Origin of the sequence: Arenivirga flava (assembly GCF_030161575.1) — a bacterium.
In the GTDB taxonomy this organism is placed as follows: domain Bacteria; phylum Actinomycetota; class Actinomycetes; order Actinomycetales; family Microbacteriaceae; genus Arenivirga; species Arenivirga flava.
The window spans coordinates 2186701-2207677 of record NZ_BSUL01000001.1; the positions used below are offsets into that span (position 1 = coordinate 2186701).

Here is a 20977-nt window from a genome sequence, read left to right on the forward strand (position 1 = left end):
GCGCTCGTCCGCGACTTTCCGCGTCGCACGGCGAGACCACTGGAGGATTTCATGAGCAACGAACGACGATCGCAGATCATCACCGCGGCGCGGGAGCTCCTGGCCATCAACCCCAGGGACACTCTTGCCGTGCGCTCCGTCGCCGAGCGGGCGGGTATCGGCAAGAGCACCCTGCGCCACTACTTCCCAACCCAGCAGGAACTGCGCGAAGCAGTGCTCGCCTCCTCGTTCGGCTCATCACTGAGCGACCTGCGAATCGCCGACCGCTCGGTGCCGGCCGGCGAGCGCCTTCGCGAGTGCCTTGAACAGCTCATCCCGCCCATGCACGCCGAGGCGGGCACCGTCGATGGCTGGCTCGACGTACTCACCGCAACCTTCGGCTCGACCGGATCGGGCGAGGCTCGACTGGCGTGGGCCTCACACGTGCTCCATGCACGCACCCGCGTCACCTCCTGGCTCACGACCCTGGCCGAAGAAGGCGCGGTCGCCGGAGAGCGCGCAGGATTTCAAGCGCAGTATCTCCTAACGTTCATGGACGGCCTCGCAATTTCCCGGATCCTCCCCGTGGCGCACCTCGAGCCCCACGTCGAGGACGCGCTCTTCCAAAGTGCCATCGACGCCGTGCTGCTCAAACATCGCGACTGAACCTTCGAAAACCCCTCCGGAGCAGCACGCAGGCAAGCGCTCGGAACGCCCACGACGCGACAACCGACGGGGTGTGCGGATAGCCACGGTCATCCGTACAGATGGGTGACCGCCACGAGCTCGCTCGGCTCAGTTGGTTGCCGACGGCTCCCATGCCGGGGTGTCGTCGATCACGGCGGTGATCCGGCGACTGGCGGCGGCGAGCTGTCGCACCTGCGCCTCGGTGAGCGAGTCGAAGACAAGCTCCTCGACGAGCGCGTGATGCGCGGGCGTCGCCCGAGCCACCTGCTGGCGCCCCTCCTCGGTGAGGACCGCGAGCGTGAACCTGCCGTCGCTCGGATCGACCTCCCGCCGCACCCATCCCTTCCGCTCGAGTCGTGAGATCGCGCGTGACAGGCGCGACAGCGTGCTGTTGGCGTAGCCGGCGAGCACGCTCATGCGCAGCGCGCGGTCGTCGGTCGCGTCCAGTGCGTAGAGCAGCCCGTGCTCGTAGTGGGTCACGCCGCTGTCGCGCTGCAGCTGGGCGTCGAGCGCCGCGGGCAGCCGCACGAGCAGGGTCGCGATGGCGCCCCACGCCGCGAGCTGCTCGCCGCGCAGACCGGGAGGGGGATCGGATGGGGTCACCCGGCCAGCCTAGATGACTTGCGCAGGCAAGTCATCCGTTCTACATTGACTTGCTCAGGCAAGCAGGGGAGAGGATCTTCGTGGAACTGCAGCTGGCCGGCAGGACGGCGTTCATCAGCGGATCGACGCAGGGCATCGGGCTCGCGATTGCGACGCAGCTGGCGGAGGAGGGCGCGCGGGTCATCGTCAACGGCCGCAGTCAGGAGGCGGTCGACCGCGCCGTCGCGGAGCTGCGTCGAGCGCATCCCGGCGCGCGGCACGAGGGCGTCCCGGCGGACTTCGCCGATGACGAGGCCGTGGCCCGGCTGGTCGGCGAACTCGGGGAGGTCGACATCCTGGTGAACAACGTGGGCGTGTTCGGTCTGGCGGACTTCGCCACCACGGGCGACGAGGACTGGGAGCGCTACTGGCAGGTCAACCTGCTCAGCGCTGTACGCCTCTCGCGAGCCGTGCTGCCTCGGATGCTCGAGCGGGGAACGGGCCGCGTCCTGCTCATCAGCAGCGAATCGGGCGTGAACGTGCCGGCCGACATGGTGCCCTACGGCGTGACCAAGGCGGCGCTGATCGCGCTGGGCAACGGCCTCGCGAAGCTCACCCGGGGCACGGCCGTCACGGTCAACACGATCCTCGGCGGGCCCACCTATTCGCACGGCGTCGCATCCGTCGTCGAGCGCATCGCCGCGGAGTCGGCCGCGCCGGTCGACGCCATCAAGGCGCACGTCATCGGCGGCAACCGCACGACGCTGCTCGAGCGGTTCATCGAGCCGCGGGAGATCGCCGCGCTGGCGGCGTATCTCAGTAGCCCGCTGGCGTCGGCGACGAACGGGGCAGCCCTGCGAGCGGACGGTGGAGTGCTCACCGGGATGCTCTGAACTGCCGCCGTCATGCATTCGCTTTGTTCCTCGACCCGTACGACAAGCCCTCGCGCGCAGCACGCTCTTCTGTGCAAGCACGGCGTAGGTCATGACGTCTGATGTCGACCATTTCGTGGCCTGGCCGAGCGTGGCGGGATGCGGCGCATGTGGTCGCGGATGACGGTGAGGGTGGCGCCGAGCCCGGCGATCGCGTCCGAGTCGATCGGGTCGAGGAAGAGCTCGCGCAGCACGGCGATGTGCCCGGGGAACACGGCTGCGAGCACGTCGCGGCCGGCGTCCGTGACGGTCACGTCGACGCCTCGCTCGTCGTCCACGGCGGGGCTGCGCGCCACGAGCCCGGCCTTCTCGAGCAGGCCCACCTGGTAGGTGAGGCCGCTGCGGCTGTAGACCACGCCGTCGGCGAGCTCGGTCATGCGCCGGGTTCCGGTTGGTGCGTCGCCGAGAGTGGCGAGCAGCTGGAACTGCACGTAGCTCAGCCCGCCGACTTCCTGCAGCTGCTGCTCGATCGTGTGTCGCAGCAGGCTGCTGACCTCGATGAGTGCGAAGTAGGCGCCGAGCTCGAGTTCGGTCGGCGGTCGCTGTTCGTCCTGAGAGCTCATGCGCTCATCCTACTTGCTTCGAGTTCGAAGCAGGGCTACCTTCGTCTCATCGCTTCGAATTCGAAGCACCTAGGCGAAGGAGTTCATGATGAAGGCAGTGCGTTTCCACCAGGTCGGCGGCCCCGAGGTGCTGCAGTACGGCGAGATCGAGCAGCCGCAGCCTGGTGCGGGCCAGGTTCGTATCCGCGTTGCCGCGTCGGCGTTCAACGCGGCCGATAACGGCATGCGGGCCGGCTTCCTCCCGATCCCGATCCAGCTCCCGCACGTGCCCGGCTACGACGTCTCCGGAGTCATCGACGCCGTAGGCGACGGCGTCGAGGGACTCGAGACCGGCCAGGCGGTCATCGGCTTCCTGCCCATGACGACGGACGGTGGTGCAGCCGAGTACGTCGTCGCACCGGCCGATGCTGTCGTCGGGGCGCCGTCGAGCATTCCACTCGCCGATGCAGCCGCGCTGCCATCGGTCGCGTTGACGGCGTGGCAGGCGCTGTTCGACGACGGCCAGCTCATCGCAGGCCAGCGGCTGCTGATCGTCGGCGCCGGAGGTGTGGTCGGCAAGTATGCGGTCGCCCTCGCCAAGCGCGCCGGCGCCCACGTCATCGCGACCGCGAGTCCGCGCAGTGCGGACGCCGTTCGTGCCGCTGGCGCCGACGAGATCATTGATAGGACCGTCGCGACACCGCTCGAAGCGCTGCACGGTCAGGTCGACGTGCTGCTCAACCTCGCTCCCATCGAGCCGGACGAGTTCACTGCGCTGGTGGATCTCGTTCGCGACGGTGGCCGGGTGGTGAGTACGACGGCGTGGATGGCGGCGCCGGTCGACGAGGCCCGTGGCGTCGACAGCAAGGTCGTCTTCGTGCTGCCGAATCGCGAGCGCCTGCAGGAGCTTGTGGAGCTCGTCGACGATGGATCGCTGACCGTCGAGGTCTCGCGGCGGATCCCGCTGACCGAACTGCCCGTCCTGCACGCCGAGGCCGCCGCGGGCCGCATTCCCGGCAAGGTCATCGTCATCCCCGAGTGATCGCGAATGCTATGCAGCTACGGCCCCGCGCTTCGGTGAAGTGCGGGGCCGGGCGCGGTTCGGTGTGCGCGATAGACCATGGTCTATCGCACACGTTAGAGCCCGTCATCAGAGCAGATCTCTGGTGCGACATCACACCGCGCGTGGTGCCGAACACTTTCGGGCATGAGGGAGAACGAGCTTTGGCGCCGCGTGGTCGACAGCGGTGATGAGCGCGCGATCGGCGAGCTCAATGACCACGTCGATCGGGTTATTCGCCACGCAGCTCGTACCGCGACTGACCGTCGCGACGCTGAGGACGCCGTGGCCGTCGCGTTCCCCAAGGCTCTAGCGTTGCGAGCGTGACGCACGACTAGTTGTAGTTCCCAGTGAGGTTGTGAACGCGGTCGGCGGGCGTGAGCCCGTCGATGCCGGTGTGGGGCCGGTGGTGGTTGTAGTGGTGGATCCAGTCGGCGTAGGTCGCTGAGCGGGCTTCGTCGGTGGAGTAGAGCCGTTCGTAGGCCCACTCGGTCGCGAGGGTGCGGTTGAAGCGCTCGACCTTCCCGTTCGTCTGTGGCCGATAGGGGCGTGTGCGGCGATGCTTGACGTCGCCGAGCGCCGTTGCGAAGGCGCGGGAGCGGTAGCAAGAGCCGTTATCGGTCATCACCGCGCTGACGGTGAAGCCCGCGGTCTCGAAGAACGCCCGCGCCCGCAACCAGAACCCGGCCGCGGTCTCCTTGCGCTCGTCCGTGTGCTGCTCGGAGTAGACCAACCTCGAGTAGCTGTCGATCGCGTGATGCAGGAACGCGTAACCCCGGCCCCGCTTCTTGTTGTGCCGGTTCCCGACCGTGCGGCCGAGCATCCGGTGCCCGCCGCCGTCAGGGATGCGCCCGAGCTTCTTGATATCGATGTGGACCAGCTCGCCCGGCCGGGTCGCCTCCATCCGGACCGGGGCAGCCTTGCGAACGGGGAGCCCGGTGGCCTGATCGAGATGCACCAGGCGTGGCATCCGGTAGCGGGCCAGGACCCGCTCGACCGTGGAGCGCGGGATGCGCAAGCGGTAGCCGATGCGGTGCGGACCCCAACGGCGGGTGAACCTCAGCGCGACGATCCGCCGCTCCCGCCGCCGCGTCGTCCGCGATGGCGAACGATGCGGCGTTGAGGACCGGTCCGTCATCGCCTGCCCGGCCCGGAACCGGGCAGCCCAACGCGACGCGGTCGCGGGCGAGCACTGAAACCGCTCCGCAGCACGGCGCACCGACCAGCCCTCCTCGACGATCAACCGGGCAAGACGAGTCCTGCCCTCCGGGGTGAATGGCGCGTTAGCGTGGGTCACGAAGGCCTCCGTGGATGGTGGTGTGTGTCGTAACTCACATCGTCCCGGAGGCCTTCGCTAACGACCCCAACGTTCACAACCTCCCGAGGAAGTACAACTAGTCGATGGCTGTCCCCCGCCGTGGCTACTGACAACGCGACGAAAGCGTTGCGGGATCTGCAGCGCTCGGCTGCTGGACATCCCCGATCGGCGCCAAGGACGGCCACTTTGGCATCCCCGTGCGCCATAGCTCCGACGGCCGGACTGTCGCCGAATGAGCCTCGGGCGCCCTGGAGAGGAGCATTGCGGTACGCCAGAATTTAGGCGACACTCGACCAATATGTAACTTCATCGGGGGCATGATGTCGTTTCTAAAACTAAAGTCCGTGCGTGTTTGCGTCATCGGAGTTGCAACGTTGGCGCTAGTCGGCGGAACGGTCGGCGCTGCGAACGCAAACTCAGGCCCTGAAGCGGTCTCGATCGCATTCGATGAGGGCGTCGCTCGTATTTTCTCTGAGGACGGTAGCGAGGTGGCCACTCAGATAACTGAGGAGACCGAGGCTGAGACAACTCTCGAGGCGACCTTGAGCGGTGGGGAAGCCATCGAGGCTGTCGTCTACGCCGGTCCGCCGCTGGCACCTCCGGTCGCACCAACACAGGCGGAGATCGATGCAGCAAGGGACGCGCGCCTGGAAGCACCTCCGGAGTACTTGACCACTGGCGAGAGCGACCGAGAAGAAGGTGTGCTCGAGGCCGCTGCGGTCGACGACGCCGACTTCGCCCCGTTCTTCGCTGAAGCAGTCACGTCCACTAGCGCCGCATTTGCGTGGGTGGACTCAGACGAGGCGACCGCCTACGAAGTAGTTCGTGATGGCGAGCCGATCTGGGAAGGCACGGCAACTGAGTTTTTGGATGAAGGACTGATCGCCGGGACGGACTTCCTTTACGAGGTCACTTCCTTCGACGCCCAGGGTAAGTCGATCATCACACGCACCATCCCCATTACGACGCTCGGAGAACGCGGCGAGAACCAGACGAGCATGTCGCCGATGACGTACCAGCCGTACGGAACCGCCTATCTCTACCGGACCTTCATTCCCGACAACCGCGTCTCCATGGACCTGGCGACCACTTGGGGATGCGGTCAGGCTTTCAAGCCCAACAGATCCTTCAGTGGCGATGATCGGTCATGGGCGACGCCGCCTGCGTCGACGCCCTTCGATCTCACGACATACCGGAGTTCGGTGTTCCTCTACGCGAACTGGGACAGCCCCGATGGCATGTCTTACGTCAAGGACGTTTCGCCGACCAAGCTCTACGAGGGCAACAGCCTGATCGAGACCCGCACCGCCTCGGTGAACGGAATTTCGGTCACCAACCTGCAGATGTCCGGTAGCTTCGCCGGAGCTCGCATCAACCACGAGGTCACGAACCCCTTCTGCGCTGCCGGCGCAATCAGCTACTCGGTCGACGTGCGCATGTACCGGAACGGTCTCATCGAAACCGTAGGCTGGCGCTACCCGGTCCCGCGCCACGAGATCTACGGACGCTGGAACAACACCGGCGCCGAGTTTTGGCGCACTATCGGTCAGCTCAGCAACCAGGGCTTCCACTGCTTGACCGGCGCCTGCGGGTCAGAGACCGTCAACCTGTCGAAGACCTACTAAGGAGCACGTGAGCACTTCTAGTTTGAGGACGACCGGTCAGCAGCGCCTCCTGTCGCTGCTGGCCGGCGTCTCCATCTGCGTCATGCTTGGCGCTGTCGGGTATACGGCGATTATCCCGGCGACAGGGCCGCAGTACCGGCTGTTCGCCGCTGCCTTCGCGATCGGCTGGCCGATCGCCATCCTCGCAGCGCTCGCTATCTTGTGGCCGGTGCAGATCTTGCTGGAGAAGCTCGATCTTCCACTGCCTGTACGGCTCATTGCCGCATTCGGCCTGGCGGCCCTGCTTTCAGCAATCATCAGTATTGGGTTGGCGATCACAATCGGTAACAACGGTTGGTTGCTGTTCATGCTTCTCTTCCCTGCAACAGTAGTTTCGGGGGTTGGGGGGCTTCTCGTAGGGTCTCTCTTTCAGCGACTGGCTCGTTGGCTTCAATGGGTTGTTATCGGGGCGGCCTCGGCATGTTGGGTAGCTTCGATCTACGTCCTTTTGGTCGTTTAGGCGTTCGGCGTCTCTGATGATTTACCGGTACTCCTGCGAGCCGGCGGCTCCAACGGGGACCAAGGCTCAGGGGTGGTCGCAAAGCGTCTCCAAGGGCTCCTAGAGCCGATCACTTAAGTATCGCGGCGTCCTCTGTCCGACTCCTCTCCTCTCGGGCTGAGGTTTGCTTGCGGGAGCCGGGCGTCACCACCAGCGTGTACGTGCACGGACAGCCACGGTCTATCGCACACCTCGTCGACGCCACTCTCAACCGAGGGAAGCTGCGAAGCTGGCACGATGATCGAGCTCATCACGGCGCCGACGAATCTAGGGCTGCGGCCTCCTGAGCTCGGAGCCGCCCCTGGCACGGCGAAAGCACCAGAGGCGCTACGTGAAGCCGGCCTCTATGAGCGGCTGGCTGCACAAGGAGCCGTCGACGCTGGCGCAGTACTGCCCGCTCGATACGTCGGCACCGACCCCGCCCCGGGCCACGTCCGCAATGAAGCCGCGATCATCGACTTCACCCGGCGCCTCAGTCACCGCATCGATTCCGCGCTGCGCCGGGGCGCTGCGCCGCTCGTCATCGGCGGTGATTGCAGCATTCTCCTCGCCGCCGGCCACGCCCTGTCCACTCGCGGTTCTCACGGCCTCGTGCACCTCGACGGGCATACCGACTTCCGACACCCCGGCAATAGCGACGAGTGCGCGAGCGTCGCCGGCGAGGACCTCGCCGCCGCGGTCGGCCTCCATTGGCCAGCGATCGGTGATATCGACGGACGCGCACCGTACTTCTCGGCATCGGCCACCGCCCACATCGGCCACCGCGACAACGACCTTGAGGCACCGGAGGCGTCGAGCGTGCTCGGGCTCACCCTGTCCGCCGCAGCCGCGCGCGGCCGCGGCATGAACGGCAGTGTCCTGGCGGCCAAGAGCGTCAGTGGACCGCACGGGTACTGGCTACAGCTCGACGTCGACATCCTCGATCCCCGATGGATGCCAGCCGTCGACAGCCCAGATGACGGCGGACTCAACCCCGACGAGTTGGCGGAGCTTCTGGCCATCCTCGCGCCCGGAGCAGTCGGAGCATCGGTCACCGTCTTCGACCCTGACCTCGATCCGACCGGAGAACACGCGATGCTACTGACAGTGATTCTCTCGGAGACGCTCACCTCGCTGGGCTCGGACCACTTCGGCTGAACGTGTGCGGATGACCATGGCCTATCGCACACCATGGGAGCGGCTATGCGTGCTTCCGCGCCCCCTGCGGCTCGTCTGCGATGCCCGGTATCTACCGGTGCGGATAGATCGGTCCGTCCTGCACCGATCGGGACTTCTCAGAGCGGCTGGGGACGAGCGCAGCCTCCGGCGATCAGGTGCCGCTCTTTGCGGCTCAGCGGAAAGGCGGCCGGTCGGTGGTGATGTGCAGACCGCGCATGGTCGATGCTTGGCGGCATGGATGCTGCAGCGGAACGAAACGACACGCCCCATCGCCGCCAGTGGCAGGAACTCGCGCAATCGCAATTCGTATCGGTGGGCACCTACCGCCGCAACGGTGCACTCGTCACTACGCCTGTGTGGATCGCGGCAGACGGGCGCAACCTTGTTCTCACGAGCGAAGTCCGCACAGGCAAGGTTCGTCGGTTGAGAAACGATGGACGGATCCTGATGCAGGTGTGCGATCGATTCGGGCGCATCCTGGCCGGCGCGAGCCAGGTGCCCGGCGTGGGTCGCCTTGTCGACGACGCGGAGCAAGAACGCCGTGCACTGCGGTGCTTGCGGCGCAAGTACGGAGTGCAGTTCTCGCTTGTGCTCAGGCTGGAGCGATTCATCCGGCTCGTGCAGCGCCGTAGCGCCGACCGGGTCATCATCTCCATCGAGCCCGTGGTGGCGGCCGACTAAAGGCGTGCGCGGCACTCAGCGACCACGACCACGACCGGTCATGTCGCGCCGCTCGGCCCATCACTTCAAAGTTCACCTCGCCGAGCTCACCAGCATCGCCAACAGCGCCCGGCTCGCTTAGGCAGGCGACGCACTGCCGAGCTCGAAAAAGGTGCGCCAGGTGATGGTCCGCCGCGCGGTCTGCAGCGATGAATAGCGCTTGACCGGGGCAGCTGAGCCCTAACGCTTCCTCGCCCGCATTCGCTGACGTAGCGTTTTCCACGCCCCTGTGGACCACAGCGCCCCAGCCACGAGAACGGGCTGGAAGAAGAGCCGCCCAAATCGCGCCGCGTCCGTGTCGAGCCCGAATCCGTCCCGCCCGTGAATCCATTGGGCGACGTTGCCCGGGAAGATGGCGATGAAGAACGCGGCAGTGACCAAGCCCACGAGCGGACGAACGCGCTTTGGAGCCGCGACCAAAGCAGCGCCAATCGCGATCTCAGCGACCCCCGATGCAACGACCGTGACATCGACCGGCAGCGGCACGAACTCGGGCACCTGCGCCTGGAACTCTTCTCGCGCGACAGTGAGATGGGACACCCCAGCTCCCGCCAAGGCGAGACCCATGAGCAATCGGACTCCCGTCCGGGCAACGCCAGCTGCTCTCCGCGCGGGAGAGGCTTTATGGGTGGTATGAGCCATGCGATTTCCTTTCGCCTGAGCGCGGTCGGGCGACACGACTGAGATAGCCGGCGCTGACACCTAATTAGGTTGTGCACAATATATGCGATGGCCTCCGTGCAATCTGTGGAGCGGGGCCCGCATTTTCCCGCCGGCTCCCGCACGCAGCCTGCCGGTCGGCCCCACAAGCACAGCGGACCTTCAGTCCTGGCCCCAACGAACACTTCGCGCTACGCGCCGGCGATAGTCGTCCAGGTGTGCGGATGACCATGGTTCACCGGACGCTCTCGGCGTTGCGGTGCTTCTCACCAGGGCTAGGGCGCAGGCGGCGCGTCGTCGCCAGGAGGCTCCTCCAGTTCGAGGCGCTCGAGCAAGCGGCGGTGATCGGCATCACGCAACGCGGAGCGCATCCCGTGGTGCACCCCGAAGCGGATAGCCACATAGGCGAGCGACGCAGTCAGAACGGGAACGACGACGTAGATCACGAGGGCGAACCAAGGAAATCCGAACGACATACGGTTCACGCTATCGGCCTGCATTCGACTTACTTCGAGTGTGCGATAGACCGTCGTCCTCCGTACACCTGTCGGAATGCAGTCGGGCTCCCGCCGGCGTTGGCCAGATGAGTGCACGATAGACCCGTACGCTAATCTGTCCGGTGAGGGAGCCTCTATCGATACACGATTCGGCGCCGAGGGAGCAGTACATGCTGATTGGTTACGCGAGGGTGTCGACGTCGAAGCAGGATGCGGCATCGCAGCGCGAGGCGCTGCTCGCCGCCGGCGTCGCCGAAGACCGCATCTACGTCGACGCGGGTCGCACTGGCCGCACGATGACCGGTCGAATCGCGCTCGAGCAGGCGCTTGCGGCTGCGCGTGAGGGTGACACATTCGTGGTCACGAAGCTCGATCGTCTCGCGCGCTCGATCCGAGATTTCCACGACCTCGCCGACGCGATCACCGCGAAGGGCGTCGCGCTGCAGATCGGTGGTCAGACCTATGACCCGACGAGTCCGATGGGCCGGATGTTCTTCTCGCTGCTGGCGACGTTCGCGGAGTTCGAGTCCGATCTCATTCGCGAGCGCACGAAGGAAGGCATGGCGATCGCGAAAGCGAAGGGCCGACTCCGAGGCCGTGCACCGAAGCTGAAGCCAGCGCAGGAAGCGCACGCGCTCGCGCTGCTGGATGCGGGGGAGCAGACCCCGGCCGAGGTGGCGGAGCTGTTCGGGGTGAGCCGGACGACGCTATATCGCGCGAAGGAGCGGCGCGCTGCGAAGGGTCTCGCGAGTGTGGAGGCCGTGCTCCCGGGTGTCGCTGTCGAATAGCCGAGGCAGGGCGGTGAGGTTCGAGCGTTGCGGTGTCGTCAGGCTACGGCTCTGCCTTGCTGGCGAAGGCGTTCGTAGGCGCTCAGCTTGACTGAGGGGCGGGCGCTGATGAGCGCTTGAACGCGGGTCTCTCGGTAGGCCGGGTGGGGGCGGTACTGGCTGCATCGCTCGAGCCGTGAGTGCGCGAGTACGTGTTCGCAGACCCGACGCGGGTCGATGTTGGTCGCGTAGGTCGAGCGGGCGAGTTGGTATCCGCGGTCGTCTTCCACGGTGACGATCACGAGAGGTTGATCTGCATGGCCTGCTCGGGCGTAGGCAGTGACGAACTTGGCCGAGCGGGCAACTTGGATGCTGGCCTGCTCGATGGTGGGGAGTGTGCTTGCCGCGTCGTCGACCGCTATGAGTTCGGTTGAGGTGCGTGTGGTGTCGTCGTCCATCGTCATGGTCGGGCCGTTCTGATGTCGGGTAGTGGGCGTTCGGCATCGGCGACGTCGCCCATGGCCTTCGCCGCGATTTTTCGGACGGGGCCGCTGCTGGCGGCGCGCATGCCGGCGCGCAATGCTTTCACGCCGGCGGTGGTCTTCGGGTAGGCCAACCGAACCCCTCCCGGCGGGAGCTTCTGGCAGTCGTCGATGAGCGGTCGCATCCAGGCCTCGTACGCCTGCAGGGCCTCCTCCGTTGAGGGCTCGGTGCTGAGGGACGCGGCGAGCACGTATCCGCCGGTGATGGCGAGTGAGCAGCCGCCGCCGCCGAGCGGGGTCACGCACCATGCTGCGTCGCCGGTGGCGACGACGTGGCCGCGCGACCAGGTGTTCATCTTCACCTGGGTGAGGTAGTCGACGTAGATATCATCGGATGCCGCGAAGCCGTCGAGCACGCGCTCGCTTTGCCAGCCGGCATCGGTAAAGACGTCTCTGAGGATGGCGATCTGTTCCTCCGGCGTGGCGTCGCTGAGTCGGTCTTCTGCGCTGACGTAGGCCATGGTCGCGCGTGTGGTGCCGCGGTTGTCGGGTCGGAGAGTGACTTGTCGTTGCTTATTGGTGGTGAACCAGTTCCACCACCGGTCGTCACCGTCGGTGCGTGTGATGGTGCCGTAGACCATGGCGAGCTCGAGCGGGTTGAGCTCGACACCGCTCGGGAAGAGGGCTTCGCGCGTGCGAGAGCGCACCCCCTCGGCGATGACGACGAGGTCGACGGTGTGCGAGCTGCCGTCGGTGAGGGTCGCGGTCGGCTGGTTGGTGGTCTGGTCGACGGTGTCGACCGAGACGCCGAACTGCATGGAGACCGTTGCGGGGAGCGCATCGCGGATGATGCGGGCAAGATCACCGCGCAGGATCTCGAGCTCGGCGGTCGGACCATCGACACCCTCCTCCGCTGGGAACTCACCGATCGCAGCGCCATCGTCGTTGACGAAGCGAGTGCCGGCTTCGGTGGTGGTCTGCTCGCGCACCTGGTCGGTCAACCCCATGAGGTCGACGACTTCACGGGCGCTGCCGCGCACGTCGACGTTCTGGCCCCCTCGCGGAAGCGCTCGGCGCGTTCGATGACCGTCACCGACCATCCGGTGCGCTCGAGCCAGTACGCCGTGGAGAGGCCAGCGATGCTCGCCCCTGAGATCAGTGCGGTCCGTTGCGTCATCATGCGCCTTCCTCGTTGCCGGGCCGGTCGGGTTGGGGGTCGAACGCCAGGTATGCGGCGGCGACACGTTCAAGCGTCTTGGCCATGCGCAGGCCGGTGCCTTCGTCGAGCTCACTAAGGACCACGCCCACATCGCGAAGCATCGGGGCCAGCCGGGAGCTGATCGTCTGGCGGGTCGTCTCGGTCATCGCGACCCGAACGACTCGCTGGTCGTCGTCCTGTCGGATGCGGCGAACATGCCCCCGCCGCTCGAGGCGGTCGATCATCTCGGTCGTCGCGGCCGCGCTGAGACCCAGACGTTCCCGAACGTCAGCCAGCCGGGGAGGGGGTCGCATAGGCGACCAGCGACAGAACCGACATCTCGCGGTCGCTGAGTTGCATCGACCGCGCGAGGGCAAGCTGCGACGCCGACGCGGCGATCACGAGATCACGGAAGTGTTCGACAGACAGCACGCCACCCATTCGAGCAGTTTATTTCGGAAAACGAAACGTATCTCGGGATATCGGCAGCTAGTGATTCGACGAAGCGGGCCTCACGTGCTGTCTCGCACCCTTCGGCGGCTCACGTTGTGGATGCAGGAGGTTGCGAGACGTGGTTGTGGGAATCCGACTCTGAGCTGTTTCACGGCGCGCCGCGAGCAGCGGCTGAGGCGCAGCGAGACGTCTCGAAAGCCAACGGTTGTGAGACCGCCAGCGAGCACGCGTCCGCGTGGAAGCTGCTACGAAGCCGCCAGTTCAGCGAGATCAACTTGTTCGCGAAGTTTCGCGATCGGCCCGCCCCAGGTGCCGGTTTGATATGCCCACTGACCGGCCACGATGCCTGGGGAGATCCCCAATGACTTGGCCAGCAATCGAATATCTTCCGGGGTCGTGGCCGCTCGTAGTTGCTTCAAATGAGTGGGAGGGACCAGGCGGGCTTCTGCAAATTTGTTGGCGGCTACTTCCTGGGCATCTGCGTCGTCATCAGCCTTAAGGCCATCGACGAACGTGCTCCTCTTGGGGTGTAGCAGTACGTGAGCAACTTCATGGAGGACGGTGAACCAGAAGCTGTCGAGCCCCTTATAACGACTCGTGACGGCGATCATGGGCGTTCCGTTGACCCATCGAGAGACGCCGCTAATGCGCGTGTTCGGCATCTCTGGCACGAAAACGAGAACGACTCCCGAGTCGAGCAATAGGTCCTGTGCTTCGCGGAAAGCCTGCCCCGTCTTCTTTGTCGTCAGCTTCGGTATGAGGTCTGCCGCCTTGCGTAACTTTTCGGGATCGAACGCTGGCGCCTGTTCGATAAGTGTCGAAGCGTGCAATTCGGAAAGTCGTAGCCAAAGAGCAGTTAGGTTCATGTCGATATCGAGAAGCTGGCTGCGTTTGTAAGATGCCTGAGGCTCGAGCCATGTCTTGGCAAAAGCGCCAGGAGCCGCAACTCCGAAGAATCGGAGGAGTTTCTGGACTACCTCGATGCTGGTGTCATCTTCATCAACGATTCCACGGTCGACCAGGATGCGGCGAGGAAACGAGGAAGCCCATTCGGTGAAGGCTGATAGGGCTCCCAGCCGTTCGGCTCTCGCCTGTTGTGTCTGGTTCGCGGCCTCCAGGCGCAGCCATGTCTCAGCAGAAGTGCCGAGCACTTGCTCCAGGGTCACCGCGACGTCCGGTGATAGAGGAGCTGTGCCCTTTATGACGAGGTTGATGTGCTTCGTGCTCAACCCTGTGCGCGCTGCAAGCTGCGCCTGGCTGATCGAGTGGGCGTCCAGTTCTCTCTGCAGCATGCGGCCCGGCCGCGGTGCGAAATCAAACTGGGGTTCTCTTGCTGCGTACTTTGCCATGATCCTTGGTCAGCTAGCCCGTCGAAGAATTGAACGGCCGCGAATCAGAAGGTCGTGAACGACCAGCGATTCGGCGTCGGCGTGTTCAGACACCGATGTCTTGCTGGTGATGGTGCGTGGAGAGCCCGCTGAGCTCAGTGCTTGTGCATGCATGTCAACCTCCTCGACTGCGAGAGTCAGCTTGCCCGCTGTAAAGCTCATGCGGACGCTGCGGAACCCGGCGAGATCGCCCAGGCGCGGTGCTTGCGCTACGACGCTGAGAAGGTCCTCGGCTGCGACAGCCTGATCGCCGGCGAAGACGCGCAGGCGAGCGCTAGAGGAGCAAGACCCCTCTAGCTGGGGGGACGACCATGCGAGCTGCAAGCTTTACCTCATTGGTAAACGAAAAGTGGTGTAGAATGGGATTTACCCGACAGGTACATGCTACCTGCTCCAGCTCGGATGCAGGGGCAACACGCAGTTCGCCACCGATATGGAAGGAGGGTCACTATGACCCCGACCACCCCCAAGCCCACCAAGATCCGCTTCGACATCGATGAGAAGCACTACGACACGATCGATGAAGACCAGACGGCGGCAGCGCTGCTGCGCCTTGCTGGCCGGGATCCGAAGATCTTTGATCTCTTCATCGTCAGGAAGAACGGTGTCGAGGAAAAGGTCAAGGACGGCCAGATCCTCAACCTCACTGACGGCATGCGGCTCCGCACTCGCCAGGAAGTGCGATTCACCATCGACGGCGAGCCGTTCCGTTCCTACGACGAAGACCAGACTGCAGCTGATCTGCTTCGCCTTGCTGGGGTTAGCCCCGCCGATTACGACCTTGCCCGCGTCGGCGCTCCCGCTGCGTTCTCCGACGCCGAGCTCATCACCATTGCAGACGGGGACGAGTTCGTGACCGCTAAGCACGTAGGTGGTGTCGCATGAACGAGGTCCCGTCTGTTTCTGCCGCCGCCCAGCAATTCGTTCTGGACATGACCGCTGCGGGCGCGCCGGCCCGAGTCGATGGCCCACGAATCGTGTACGAGGTCATGTCTGTCAACGGTTCCCACGTTGGCCAGGCTGTAGCCACCGGGGTCAGCATCTCTGAGGTCGAGAGCTGGCCCGCCGTGCCGCCGCACTGGATTCACCTCCCTGAGTCGATCCGCTTCGAGCAGACAAACATGGACACGACCGATTGCGCTCCTGGCTTTGTGCGGCACTCGCGCGACTTCAGCTACGTGGACACCTCGATTCCTCCTGCTCGAGCATGGTTGAGCCACGTGCGCGGATTCGTCTCCATCGCAATCGCCGCGGCGGCCTGAGGTGCGTTACTCGATCGCGATGTCAGGTGAGACGGAGGCGGCGCTGCGACGCCACCTCCTGCGTGAGGACGGGCAGGAAGACGTTCTCATCGCTACCTACGCCCTCTCCACTGGGAAGGAGCGAACCACCGCCCTGATCCGCTCAATCATCTTCCCTAAAGAAGGCGATCGGCTCGTGCACGGCAACGCCTCGTTCACGAGCGCCTACGTTCTTCGCGCAGCGAGCGAAGCGCGAGCCGCGGGAGAGGGCATCGTGCTGCTTCACTCGCATCCTCGAGGAACAGGGTGGCAGCGGCTCTCCGTCATGGACCACGAGACCGAGTCCGAGTATGAGCGGATCGCGCGTACTGCCACGAAACTGCCGCTCGTCGGCATGACTCTCGGCGGCCGCGACATCGCGTGGTCTGCACGGTTTTGGTTCGACCGCAGCGCGCCATCCTGGGCTGAATCAGTCCGCGTCGTCTCTCCGACGCTTGCCGTTACCTGGAACGACGAGGTTCGCCCAGCGCCGCGTGGAACGGTAGCTCAGGAGCGAACCATCTCGTCCTGGGGTGAGCGCGCCCAGGCATCCATCTCGCGGCTGCGTGTACTCGTCGTCGGCGGGGGCAGCGTCGGTTTGGATGTCGCCCAGCGCCTGGCCGCAACCGGTCTGATCACTGTTGGAGTTATGGACTACGACGAGGTTGAGACCCGGAATCTAGACCGCATGATCGGGGCCACTCGTCTTGATGCTGCTCTCGGCCGCGCAAAGGTGGAGGTAGCGGCACGGCTCATGATGTCAGCAGCAACCGCAGCCACGTTGGACATTCGTCGCCATGAGGTCAGCATTGCGGATCCCGACGGTGTCGAGATTGCGTTGGACTACGACGTGATCTTCTCTTGCGTCGACAGGCCATGGCCGAGAGCCGTCCTGAATGGAATTGCGTACGCCGATCTCATCCCCGTCATCGACGGAGGGATCGCTCTGGACACGTTCGGAGACGGCCGGCTTCGCAACGGAATCTGGCGCGCCCATACTCTCGTTCCGGGCAGGCCGTGCATGGCATGCAACGGCCAGTTGCTGGCGAACGAGGTCTCACTCGACAAGCTTGATCTGCTTGACGATCCGGTGTATATCGAGGGAGCGAGCCGCGAGGCTCCATCACGTCAGAACGTCGCAGCACTCTCCGCAAGCGTCAGTAGTGCTCTACTGGCTCAGTTCGTCAGCCTCGTCGCTCATCCAGGTGGTCGTGGTGTTCCCGCTCCGCTGCGATACATCCTCTCGACTCATCTGCTCGAACAGCTGGCGGCGACAACCGGGCAATACTGCGCCTATGAAAACGCCGTGGCTGCAGGAGACCGACGCACTCCGATCGCGGAGCGACGTGATGATTGGCGGAAGGTCGTCGCCGCGAGGGCAAGGCGAACGCATGCACCTCGACTTCGCCTGGCCACCAAGGTGGAACACATCGCGCAGGCGTTGATTTGTCGCCTCCTGCGCCGATAATGCCTGTTCTGTCAGCGGCGCCGGTGGTGTCGCACGATGAGTGCGGCTCCGAGCGCGGAGGTGACCATCAGGAACGTCGAGAGCACCCATAGGGGGAGGCCCAGAGCGCCGGTCCAACCCGCCTGCGCGTGACCTTCTCGCCAGCCTGGGATGAGTAGAAGCGCCGTGGCGCCGATGAAGAGGATGCCCATGAAGATGAGCCCGTTCCTATCCGAGCTCGGCACGTTGCATCCTCGCAATCAGCGCTGCCGCGCGTAGCTGCATCGGGACCCCCATGTTCGTGGCCGCGGTCAGAGACCGCGCTTCGCCATCCAGCGGTAGACGAAGAACATGATCACGCCCAGCGCGGCCAGCCCGAAGCCGACCGCGATGAAGAGCGGGTCGCCCGTGGCCTGATACTCGATCAGTCCGCGTAGGCCGAGCACAATGCCCACGACGATCGCGATCCAGGGCATCGCGAGTCGAAGGGGACCGTACTTCCACTTTGCTTTCGGCCTTCGCTTTTGCTCGCTCAATCAGCTCACCTCGTTTTCCGGTTCCGAGCGGGGTTCGTCAGCACCCTGCTGCGGGCGAGTGCGCAAGTGGCGCCAATAGAAGGTGATCAGGGCGGCGAGCAGGAGGATGCAGCTCGTCACGCCGATCACGATCGTGAGCGGGCGTGCCGCTAGCTCGTGCCAGCCGAACGCCGCAGTGCACGCGGCCAGTGCGACGACCACCACCAGTGTTGCCGCTGCGATCAGCGCGTCACGTCGCCCGCTGGATCGGCCGAGCTTCGTCACAGTCCCATGCGTGTCATCTGCGCCCCCGAAGCGGAGCATAGCGACGCGCGATGCGCAGCGGCCTGTCCGCCGAGTTTGTGCACCGATAACCGCCATTCTGTCGTTCAGCTGGTGGGCCCGCGGGGAGAGGAGGTCCTCTCTCCCGGCACCCCTACCGGGAGAGAGGATCGTGGTGCGCCGCACCCCTGCGGCGCACGTGTCGTGGGGGCCACCCGAGGCCCGCGCACGAGTTCAGGGGGTCATCGCGCGCTGGGGCGTGCTGGCGGCGGTGTCGTCGCGGATGCGGCGGATCGCGGTGAGCAGCTCGGTGTCGTTCAGGCGCAGGGCGGTGTGCTCGGTGCGCACGTCGAGGAAGTCGAGGCGCAGGCGGGCTGAGCGTCGCGGGCTGCGGCGCTCGAGGAGGTCGAGCGCATCGCGGGTGGCGTCGAGCTCGGCGGCGAGATCGGGGGTGTCGGCGAGGGTGCTCACGGTCAGGCGGAGATGTCGTGACGGTCGCGGATGGACTCCAGGGTGCCGCGGGAGTCGCTCGGGCGGGGGATGACCATGGCGGCGCTGCGCTTGCCGCGACCGATGGGTTCGATGGCCCAGGCCGCGCAGCGCTCGAGGGGGCTGCGCGCGAGGGTCATGTCGGCGATGTCCTCACGGGCGCCGGGCGCGGCGACGATGCTGCGGGCGAGCACGACGCGGTGCGCGTCGAGCGCTTCGACGACGGTCATGCCCGCTTGGGGGCCGTCGCTCATCTGGTAGGTGGAGACGTGGTCGACGGCGATGGCGACCTCGCGGGGCATCTCGTGCACGGTGGGGATGGTGGTCTTCACGATGGTGTTCTCCTCGTTCAGGCGAGCAGGGTGAGCATGCCGGTCACGGCGATGCCGGTACTGGCGAGGGCGGCGATGCCGGTGGCGATCATGACGACGTGCGCTCGCAGGCGGCGCCGGGTCTCGTGGCGCTCGAGCGCTCCGGGCTCGAGGGCCGCGCGGGCGTCGCGTTCGGTGTCGAAGGTCCCGATCACGGTGCCGATCGCGTCGGTGGCGATGAAGCGGCCGGCGCGCTGCTCGACGAGGCCGGCGTGCTCGCCGTCGCGCTGCGCGACCACGAGCGCGGGGGCCGGACGCTGCCAGCGCAGTCCGGCCAGCGGGGCGGTGCGCAGTGCGATGCTCATGGCGTTGTCCTCACGTCGTCGTTGCCGTCTCCCATCCGAAGGGAGTCGGCGATGTCAGTGACGCTAACGATCCTTCGATCACCTAACTGTTCGAATAGCCACATCCCGAACGCCCCCTGCGAGCACCTGACTGATTCGTCTGCAAACAACCCCGCTGGGTTGCCGTGCATCCTGCGGTGGTCTGTACTAGACGCAGTCCGATGCCTGGCACTTGCTTGGGGGTGGGGCAGGTAGCGATGAGATCTTGGTGAGAGACGTGACGGTAGAAACGAGACGCGAAGTAGGGCAGCCTCTGTCCTTCATCGACTTCTCCGATGCCGATGGGCTGCTGCCGGATTTCCTCGACTTGGGCGCACCGATCGTGGACGCTGACTTTGCGGTGACCGCCTCGACGTCTGACGCTGATGGGGGCGTGCTCGTCTTCCCTGACGCCGTGCTCGTCATCGACGGCGATCGGCAGGACCGTCTCCTGCTCAGCGAAGTCACCCGATGGTCGATCACCGATGCTGCCGACCTCTTCCTGGTCGAGGTCCAGGTGGGCTCGAATGCGTTCACCGCTCGGTTGCCGCGCGCGTTTCGTGCTCCAACCGTCGGTGCGTTGCGTGCCGCGCTCGGGACACCCGAAAAACCAGCCTGACCAGCACCTGTCGTGCTTTCTGTCTCGGCATCCGAGGCGTCGGTTCTGTGTCATGATTCGCGAAATGGATAACGACGCGGTAGGGCCGGAGCGCTCCGAGATTGTGGGCCGCCACATCGAGCAGGCGCGCGAGATGTACCAGGGCACCTACAACGGTCGCGGTTTCGTGATCGAACCCACCGGAGACGCCTTCGGCTTCCGGTACACCAGCGTCGGCGACGGCGAGCTGAGCCTGCGCGGCAACCTCTTCGGCGGTTCCATGCGCGGTGCGATCGAGACCGAGGGCGAGTACGTCGTCACCTGGATCACCGCCGGCGAGGGCGTGCTCGACCTCGATGGCGACCCAGTCGCGCTGCAGCACGGACGTCCGGCGATGTTCGTCAACAACCGCGACAACGCCTTCGCGTTCCACGACCACAAGCAGAACCTGATGCACTTCGACGGCGCCTTCCTCGAGCGCGTCGCCGCCGAGCACGAGGGCACCCCCGAGGGGCCGCTGCTGTTCGACACCACGGCGGTGCCCGAGGGCGACGCGCTGCGCCGTTGGGGTGCGACCGTCTCGACGGTGGCGAAGGTGCTCTACAGCGACAACGCCTCCGCCATCCTGCGCAGCGAGGCCAACCGGGCCGCGGCGATCGCGCTGCTCGAGACGTTCCCGCACGAGTCCATCGCCGCCCCACCGGAACTCACGGTCCCCGGCAACGCGCGGCTGCGCCGGGCGATCGAGTTCATGCACGCCAACGCGCACCTGCCCGTCAACGTCACCCAGATCGCCGAGGCCGCCGGTGTCTCACCGCGCGTGCTCCAGTCGGCGTTCCACAAGCACCTCGAGATCACCCCGGTCGACTATCTGCGCCGGATCCGCCTCGACCGGGTTCGCGACGACCTGCGCGCGGCGGAGCCCGGCACCGCCATCGCCGACGTCGCCCGCAACTGGGGCTTCGCGCACCTGGGCCGCTTCGCCGCCCACTACGCGGAGCGCTTCGGCGAGCTGCCCCGCGACACCCTCCACGGCTGAGCGAGGCGTGGGCCGCGCCGTCCAGGCGCTGGTGGTCTGCACCACGC

The 20977-nt window shown here is 65.7% G+C and carries 31 protein-coding genes; 14 read left to right on the plus strand and 17 right to left on the minus strand.

The annotated features are described in order from the left end of the window. Window positions 1–51: 51 nt before the first annotated feature. The gene (locus tag QQK26_RS10430) at window positions 52–645 is read left to right on the plus strand and encodes a TetR/AcrR family transcriptional regulator (protein WP_284232450.1); all 594 of its coding nucleotides are present in this window, start codon (window positions 52–54) and stop codon (window positions 643–645) included. 129 nt (window positions 646–774) lie between these two features. On the opposite strand, the gene QQK26_RS10435 is transcribed toward QQK26_RS10430, so the two are convergent. Beyond that, complete coding sequence (locus tag QQK26_RS10435; RefSeq protein WP_284232453.1) at window positions 775–1269, minus strand: MarR family winged helix-turn-helix transcriptional regulator; 495 nt, start codon at window positions 1267–1269, stop codon at window positions 775–777. 80 nt (window positions 1270–1349) lie between these two features. Between QQK26_RS10435 and QQK26_RS10440 the strand changes: the two genes are divergently transcribed. Beyond that, window positions 1350–2141, plus strand: a complete 792-nt coding sequence (locus tag QQK26_RS10440) for an SDR family NAD(P)-dependent oxidoreductase (RefSeq protein WP_284232456.1) — start codon at window positions 1350–1352, stop codon at window positions 2139–2141. Between the two features lie 89 nt (window positions 2142–2230). Here the strand turns inward: QQK26_RS10440 and QQK26_RS10445 are convergent, their stop codons facing one another. After that, complete coding sequence (locus QQK26_RS10445; protein WP_284232458.1) at window positions 2231–2743, minus strand: MarR family winged helix-turn-helix transcriptional regulator; 513 nt, start codon at window positions 2741–2743, stop codon at window positions 2231–2233. Between the two features lie 88 nt (window positions 2744–2831). On the opposite strand from QQK26_RS10445, the gene QQK26_RS10450 reads away from it, so the two are divergent. Both QQK26_RS10450 and QQK26_RS10455 read left to right on the plus strand, forming a co-directional pair. Continuing rightward, window positions 2832–3764 carry an NADP-dependent oxidoreductase gene (locus QQK26_RS10450; protein WP_284234557.1) on the plus strand — a complete coding sequence of 311 codons (933 nt, stop codon included), beginning with the start codon at window positions 2832–2834 and terminating at the stop codon, window positions 3762–3764. A 165-nt stretch (window positions 3765–3929) separates the two neighbouring features. After that, on the plus strand, window positions 3930–4109 hold the full coding sequence (locus QQK26_RS10455; RefSeq protein WP_284232460.1) for a hypothetical protein: 180 nt from the start codon (window positions 3930–3932) through the stop codon (window positions 4107–4109). A gap of 7 nt (window positions 4110–4116) precedes the next feature. Here QQK26_RS10455 and QQK26_RS10460 read toward each other — a convergent pair whose 3' ends face one another. After that, entirely contained in the window at window positions 4117–5079 is a 963-nt protein-coding gene (locus tag QQK26_RS10460; RefSeq protein WP_284232462.1) for an IS481 family transposase, read from the minus strand. Between the two features lie 509 nt (window positions 5080–5588). Here QQK26_RS10460 and QQK26_RS10465 point away from each other — a divergent pair. The 4 genes from QQK26_RS10465 (at window position 5589) to QQK26_RS10480 (ending at window position 9102) form a co-directional block, all read left to right on the plus strand. Then, window positions 5589–6725: a hypothetical protein gene (locus tag QQK26_RS10465; protein WP_284232464.1), complete on the plus strand. Its 1137-nt coding sequence runs from the start codon at window positions 5589–5591 to the stop codon at window positions 6723–6725. A gap of 7 nt (window positions 6726–6732) precedes the next feature. After that, window positions 6733–7224, plus strand: coding sequence for a hypothetical protein (locus QQK26_RS10470; protein ID WP_284232466.1), 492 nt, complete (start codon window positions 6733–6735; stop codon window positions 7222–7224). Window positions 7225–7500: 276 nt separating this feature from the next. After that, entirely contained in the window at window positions 7501–8400 is a 900-nt protein-coding gene (locus QQK26_RS10475; protein ID WP_284232468.1) for an arginase family protein, read from the plus strand. A gap of 255 nt (window positions 8401–8655) precedes the next feature. Next, window positions 8656–9102, plus strand: coding sequence for a PPOX class F420-dependent oxidoreductase (locus QQK26_RS10480; protein WP_284232470.1), 447 nt, complete (start codon window positions 8656–8658; stop codon window positions 9100–9102). A 219-nt stretch (window positions 9103–9321) separates the two neighbouring features. Here QQK26_RS10480 and QQK26_RS10485 read toward each other — a convergent pair whose 3' ends face one another. Further along, window positions 9322–9783, minus strand: a complete 462-nt coding sequence (locus QQK26_RS10485; protein WP_284232472.1) for a DoxX family protein — start codon at window positions 9781–9783, stop codon at window positions 9322–9324. Between the two features lie 293 nt (window positions 9784–10076). Then, window positions 10077–10247: a hypothetical protein gene (locus tag QQK26_RS10490; protein ID WP_284232473.1), complete on the minus strand. Its 171-nt coding sequence runs from the start codon at window positions 10245–10247 to the stop codon at window positions 10077–10079. Window positions 10248–10468: 221 nt separating this feature from the next. Between QQK26_RS10490 and QQK26_RS10495 the strand changes: the two genes are divergently transcribed. Further along, window positions 10469–11086, plus strand: coding sequence for a recombinase family protein (locus QQK26_RS10495; protein ID WP_284232475.1), 618 nt, complete (start codon window positions 10469–10471; stop codon window positions 11084–11086). 38 nt (window positions 11087–11124) lie between these two features. Here the strand turns inward: QQK26_RS10495 and QQK26_RS10500 are convergent, their stop codons facing one another. The 6 genes from QQK26_RS10500 to QQK26_RS10520 form a co-directional block, all read right to left on the minus strand. Next, window positions 11125–11523, minus strand: coding sequence for a hypothetical protein (locus tag QQK26_RS10500; RefSeq protein ID WP_284232482.1), 399 nt, complete (start codon window positions 11521–11523; stop codon window positions 11125–11127). 2 nt (window positions 11524–11525) lie between these two features. Continuing rightward, window positions 11526–12587, minus strand: coding sequence for an FAD-dependent monooxygenase (locus tag QQK26_RS10505; protein ID WP_284232484.1), 1062 nt, complete (start codon window positions 12585–12587; stop codon window positions 11526–11528). Further along, the gene (locus QQK26_RS16510; protein WP_431308001.1) at window positions 12545–12727 is read right to left on the minus strand and encodes an FAD-dependent oxidoreductase; all 183 of its coding nucleotides are present in this window, start codon (window positions 12725–12727) and stop codon (window positions 12545–12547) included. Before QQK26_RS16510 ends, QQK26_RS10505 begins: the two co-directional genes overlap by 43 nt. Further along, window positions 12724–13059, minus strand: a complete 336-nt coding sequence (locus QQK26_RS10510) for a MarR family transcriptional regulator (RefSeq protein ID WP_284232486.1) — start codon at window positions 13057–13059, stop codon at window positions 12724–12726. The genes QQK26_RS16510 and QQK26_RS10510 overlap by 4 nt, the downstream gene beginning before the upstream one ends. Next, a complete protein-coding gene (locus QQK26_RS10515; protein WP_284232488.1) occupies window positions 13034–13186 on the minus strand; it encodes a hypothetical protein in 153 nt (50 codons plus the stop codon). Before QQK26_RS10515 ends, QQK26_RS10510 begins: the two co-directional genes overlap by 26 nt. A gap of 257 nt (window positions 13187–13443) precedes the next feature. Then, complete coding sequence (locus QQK26_RS10520; protein WP_284232490.1) at window positions 13444–14547, minus strand: HigA family addiction module antitoxin; 1104 nt, start codon at window positions 14545–14547, stop codon at window positions 13444–13446. 489 nt (window positions 14548–15036) lie between these two features. Here QQK26_RS10520 and QQK26_RS10525 point away from each other — a divergent pair, with 489 nt between their 5' ends. From QQK26_RS10525 to QQK26_RS10535, 3 genes are read left to right on the plus strand one after another with little or no spacing between them, the layout of a single operon-like run. Further along, window positions 15037–15471 carry a hypothetical protein gene (locus QQK26_RS10525; RefSeq protein WP_284232493.1) on the plus strand — a complete coding sequence of 145 codons (435 nt, stop codon included), beginning with the start codon at window positions 15037–15039 and terminating at the stop codon, window positions 15469–15471. After that, the gene (locus QQK26_RS10530; RefSeq protein WP_284232495.1) at window positions 15468–15848 is read left to right on the plus strand and encodes a hypothetical protein; all 381 of its coding nucleotides are present in this window, start codon (window positions 15468–15470) and stop codon (window positions 15846–15848) included. The genes QQK26_RS10525 and QQK26_RS10530 overlap by 4 nt, the downstream gene beginning before the upstream one ends. A 1-nt stretch (window position 15849) precedes the next feature. Continuing rightward, the gene (locus QQK26_RS10535; protein WP_284232497.1) at window positions 15850–17334 is read left to right on the plus strand and encodes a ThiF family adenylyltransferase; all 1485 of its coding nucleotides are present in this window, start codon (window positions 15850–15852) and stop codon (window positions 17332–17334) included. 11 nt (window positions 17335–17345) lie between these two features. Here QQK26_RS10535 and QQK26_RS10540 read toward each other — a convergent pair whose 3' ends face one another. The 6 genes from QQK26_RS10540 to QQK26_RS10565 form a co-directional block, all read right to left on the minus strand. Further along, entirely contained in the window at window positions 17346–17558 is a 213-nt protein-coding gene (locus QQK26_RS10540) for a hypothetical protein (protein WP_284232498.1), read from the minus strand. A 66-nt stretch (window positions 17559–17624) separates the two neighbouring features. Continuing rightward, the gene (locus QQK26_RS10545; RefSeq protein WP_284232500.1) at window positions 17625–17789 is read right to left on the minus strand and encodes a hypothetical protein; all 165 of its coding nucleotides are present in this window, start codon (window positions 17787–17789) and stop codon (window positions 17625–17627) included. Between the two features lie 60 nt (window positions 17790–17849). After that, on the minus strand, window positions 17850–18113 hold the full coding sequence (locus tag QQK26_RS10550) for a hypothetical protein (protein WP_284232502.1): 264 nt from the start codon (window positions 18111–18113) through the stop codon (window positions 17850–17852). Between the two features lie 231 nt (window positions 18114–18344). Further along, a complete protein-coding gene (locus QQK26_RS10555) occupies window positions 18345–18581 on the minus strand; it encodes a hypothetical protein (protein WP_284232122.1) in 237 nt (78 codons plus the stop codon). Window positions 18582–18583: 2 nt separating this feature from the next. Next, window positions 18584–18931, minus strand: coding sequence for a hypothetical protein (locus QQK26_RS10560; RefSeq protein WP_284232503.1), 348 nt, complete (start codon window positions 18929–18931; stop codon window positions 18584–18586). 17 nt (window positions 18932–18948) lie between these two features. Further along, on the minus strand, window positions 18949–19275 hold the full coding sequence (locus QQK26_RS10565) for a hypothetical protein (protein WP_284232118.1): 327 nt from the start codon (window positions 19273–19275) through the stop codon (window positions 18949–18951). Between the two features lie 247 nt (window positions 19276–19522). Here QQK26_RS10565 and QQK26_RS10570 point away from each other — a divergent pair, with 247 nt between their 5' ends. Then, window positions 19523–19912 carry a hypothetical protein gene (locus QQK26_RS10570; RefSeq protein ID WP_284232505.1) on the plus strand — a complete coding sequence of 130 codons (390 nt, stop codon included), beginning with the start codon at window positions 19523–19525 and terminating at the stop codon, window positions 19910–19912. 64 nt (window positions 19913–19976) lie between these two features. Continuing rightward, window positions 19977–20930 carry a helix-turn-helix transcriptional regulator gene (locus tag QQK26_RS10575; RefSeq protein WP_284232507.1) on the plus strand — a complete coding sequence of 318 codons (954 nt, stop codon included), beginning with the start codon at window positions 19977–19979 and terminating at the stop codon, window positions 20928–20930. Window positions 20931–20977: the final 47 nt, after the last annotated feature.

What these genes read in the sequence shown, in the direction of transcription:
- QQK26_RS10525 (WP_284232493.1), top strand. Translation starts at nt 15,037, where the DNA reads ATGACCCCGACCACCCCCAAGCCCACCAAGATCCGCTTCGACATCGAT.
- QQK26_RS10510 (WP_284232486.1), bottom strand. Translation starts at nt 13,059, where the DNA reads ATGCGACCCCCTCCCCGGCTGGCTGACGTTCGGGAACGTCTGGGTCTC.
- QQK26_RS10430 (WP_284232450.1), top strand. Translation starts at nt 52, where the DNA reads ATGAGCAACGAACGACGATCGCAGATCATCACCGCGGCGCGGGAGCTC.
- QQK26_RS10530 (WP_284232495.1), top strand. Translation starts at nt 15,468, where the DNA reads ATGAACGAGGTCCCGTCTGTTTCTGCCGCCGCCCAGCAATTCGTTCTG.
- QQK26_RS10565 (WP_284232118.1), bottom strand. Translation starts at nt 19,275, where the DNA reads ATGAGCATCGCACTGCGCACCGCCCCGCTGGCCGGACTGCGCTGGCAG.
- QQK26_RS10545 (WP_284232500.1), bottom strand. Translation starts at nt 17,789, where the DNA reads ATGCCCTGGATCGCGATCGTCGTGGGCATTGTGCTCGGCCTACGCGGA.
- QQK26_RS10480 (WP_284232470.1), top strand. Translation starts at nt 8,656, where the DNA reads ATGGATGCTGCAGCGGAACGAAACGACACGCCCCATCGCCGCCAGTGG.
- QQK26_RS10445 (WP_284232458.1), bottom strand. Translation starts at nt 2,743, where the DNA reads ATGAGCTCTCAGGACGAACAGCGACCGCCGACCGAACTCGAGCTCGGC.
- QQK26_RS10575 (WP_284232507.1), top strand. Translation starts at nt 19,977, where the DNA reads ATGGATAACGACGCGGTAGGGCCGGAGCGCTCCGAGATTGTGGGCCGC.
- QQK26_RS10500 (WP_284232482.1), bottom strand. Translation starts at nt 11,523, where the DNA reads ATGGACGACGACACCACACGCACCTCAACCGAACTCATAGCGGTCGAC.
- QQK26_RS10495 (WP_284232475.1), top strand. Translation starts at nt 10,469, where the DNA reads ATGCTGATTGGTTACGCGAGGGTGTCGACGTCGAAGCAGGATGCGGCA.
- QQK26_RS10450 (WP_284234557.1), top strand. Translation starts at nt 2,832, where the DNA reads ATGAAGGCAGTGCGTTTCCACCAGGTCGGCGGCCCCGAGGTGCTGCAG.
- QQK26_RS10515 (WP_284232488.1), bottom strand. Translation starts at nt 13,186, where the DNA reads ATGGGTGGCGTGCTGTCTGTCGAACACTTCCGTGATCTCGTGATCGCC.
- QQK26_RS10485 (WP_284232472.1), bottom strand. Translation starts at nt 9,783, where the DNA reads ATGGCTCATACCACCCATAAAGCCTCTCCCGCGCGGAGAGCAGCTGGC.
- QQK26_RS10520 (WP_284232490.1), bottom strand. Translation starts at nt 14,547, where the DNA reads ATGGCAAAGTACGCAGCAAGAGAACCCCAGTTTGATTTCGCACCGCGG.
- QQK26_RS16510 (WP_431308001.1), bottom strand. Translation starts at nt 12,727, where the DNA reads ATGATGACGCAACGGACCGCACTGATCTCAGGGGCGAGCATCGCTGGC.
- QQK26_RS10475 (WP_284232468.1), top strand. Translation starts at nt 7,501, where the DNA reads ATGATCGAGCTCATCACGGCGCCGACGAATCTAGGGCTGCGGCCTCCT.
- QQK26_RS10455 (WP_284232460.1), top strand. Translation starts at nt 3,930, where the DNA reads ATGAGGGAGAACGAGCTTTGGCGCCGCGTGGTCGACAGCGGTGATGAG.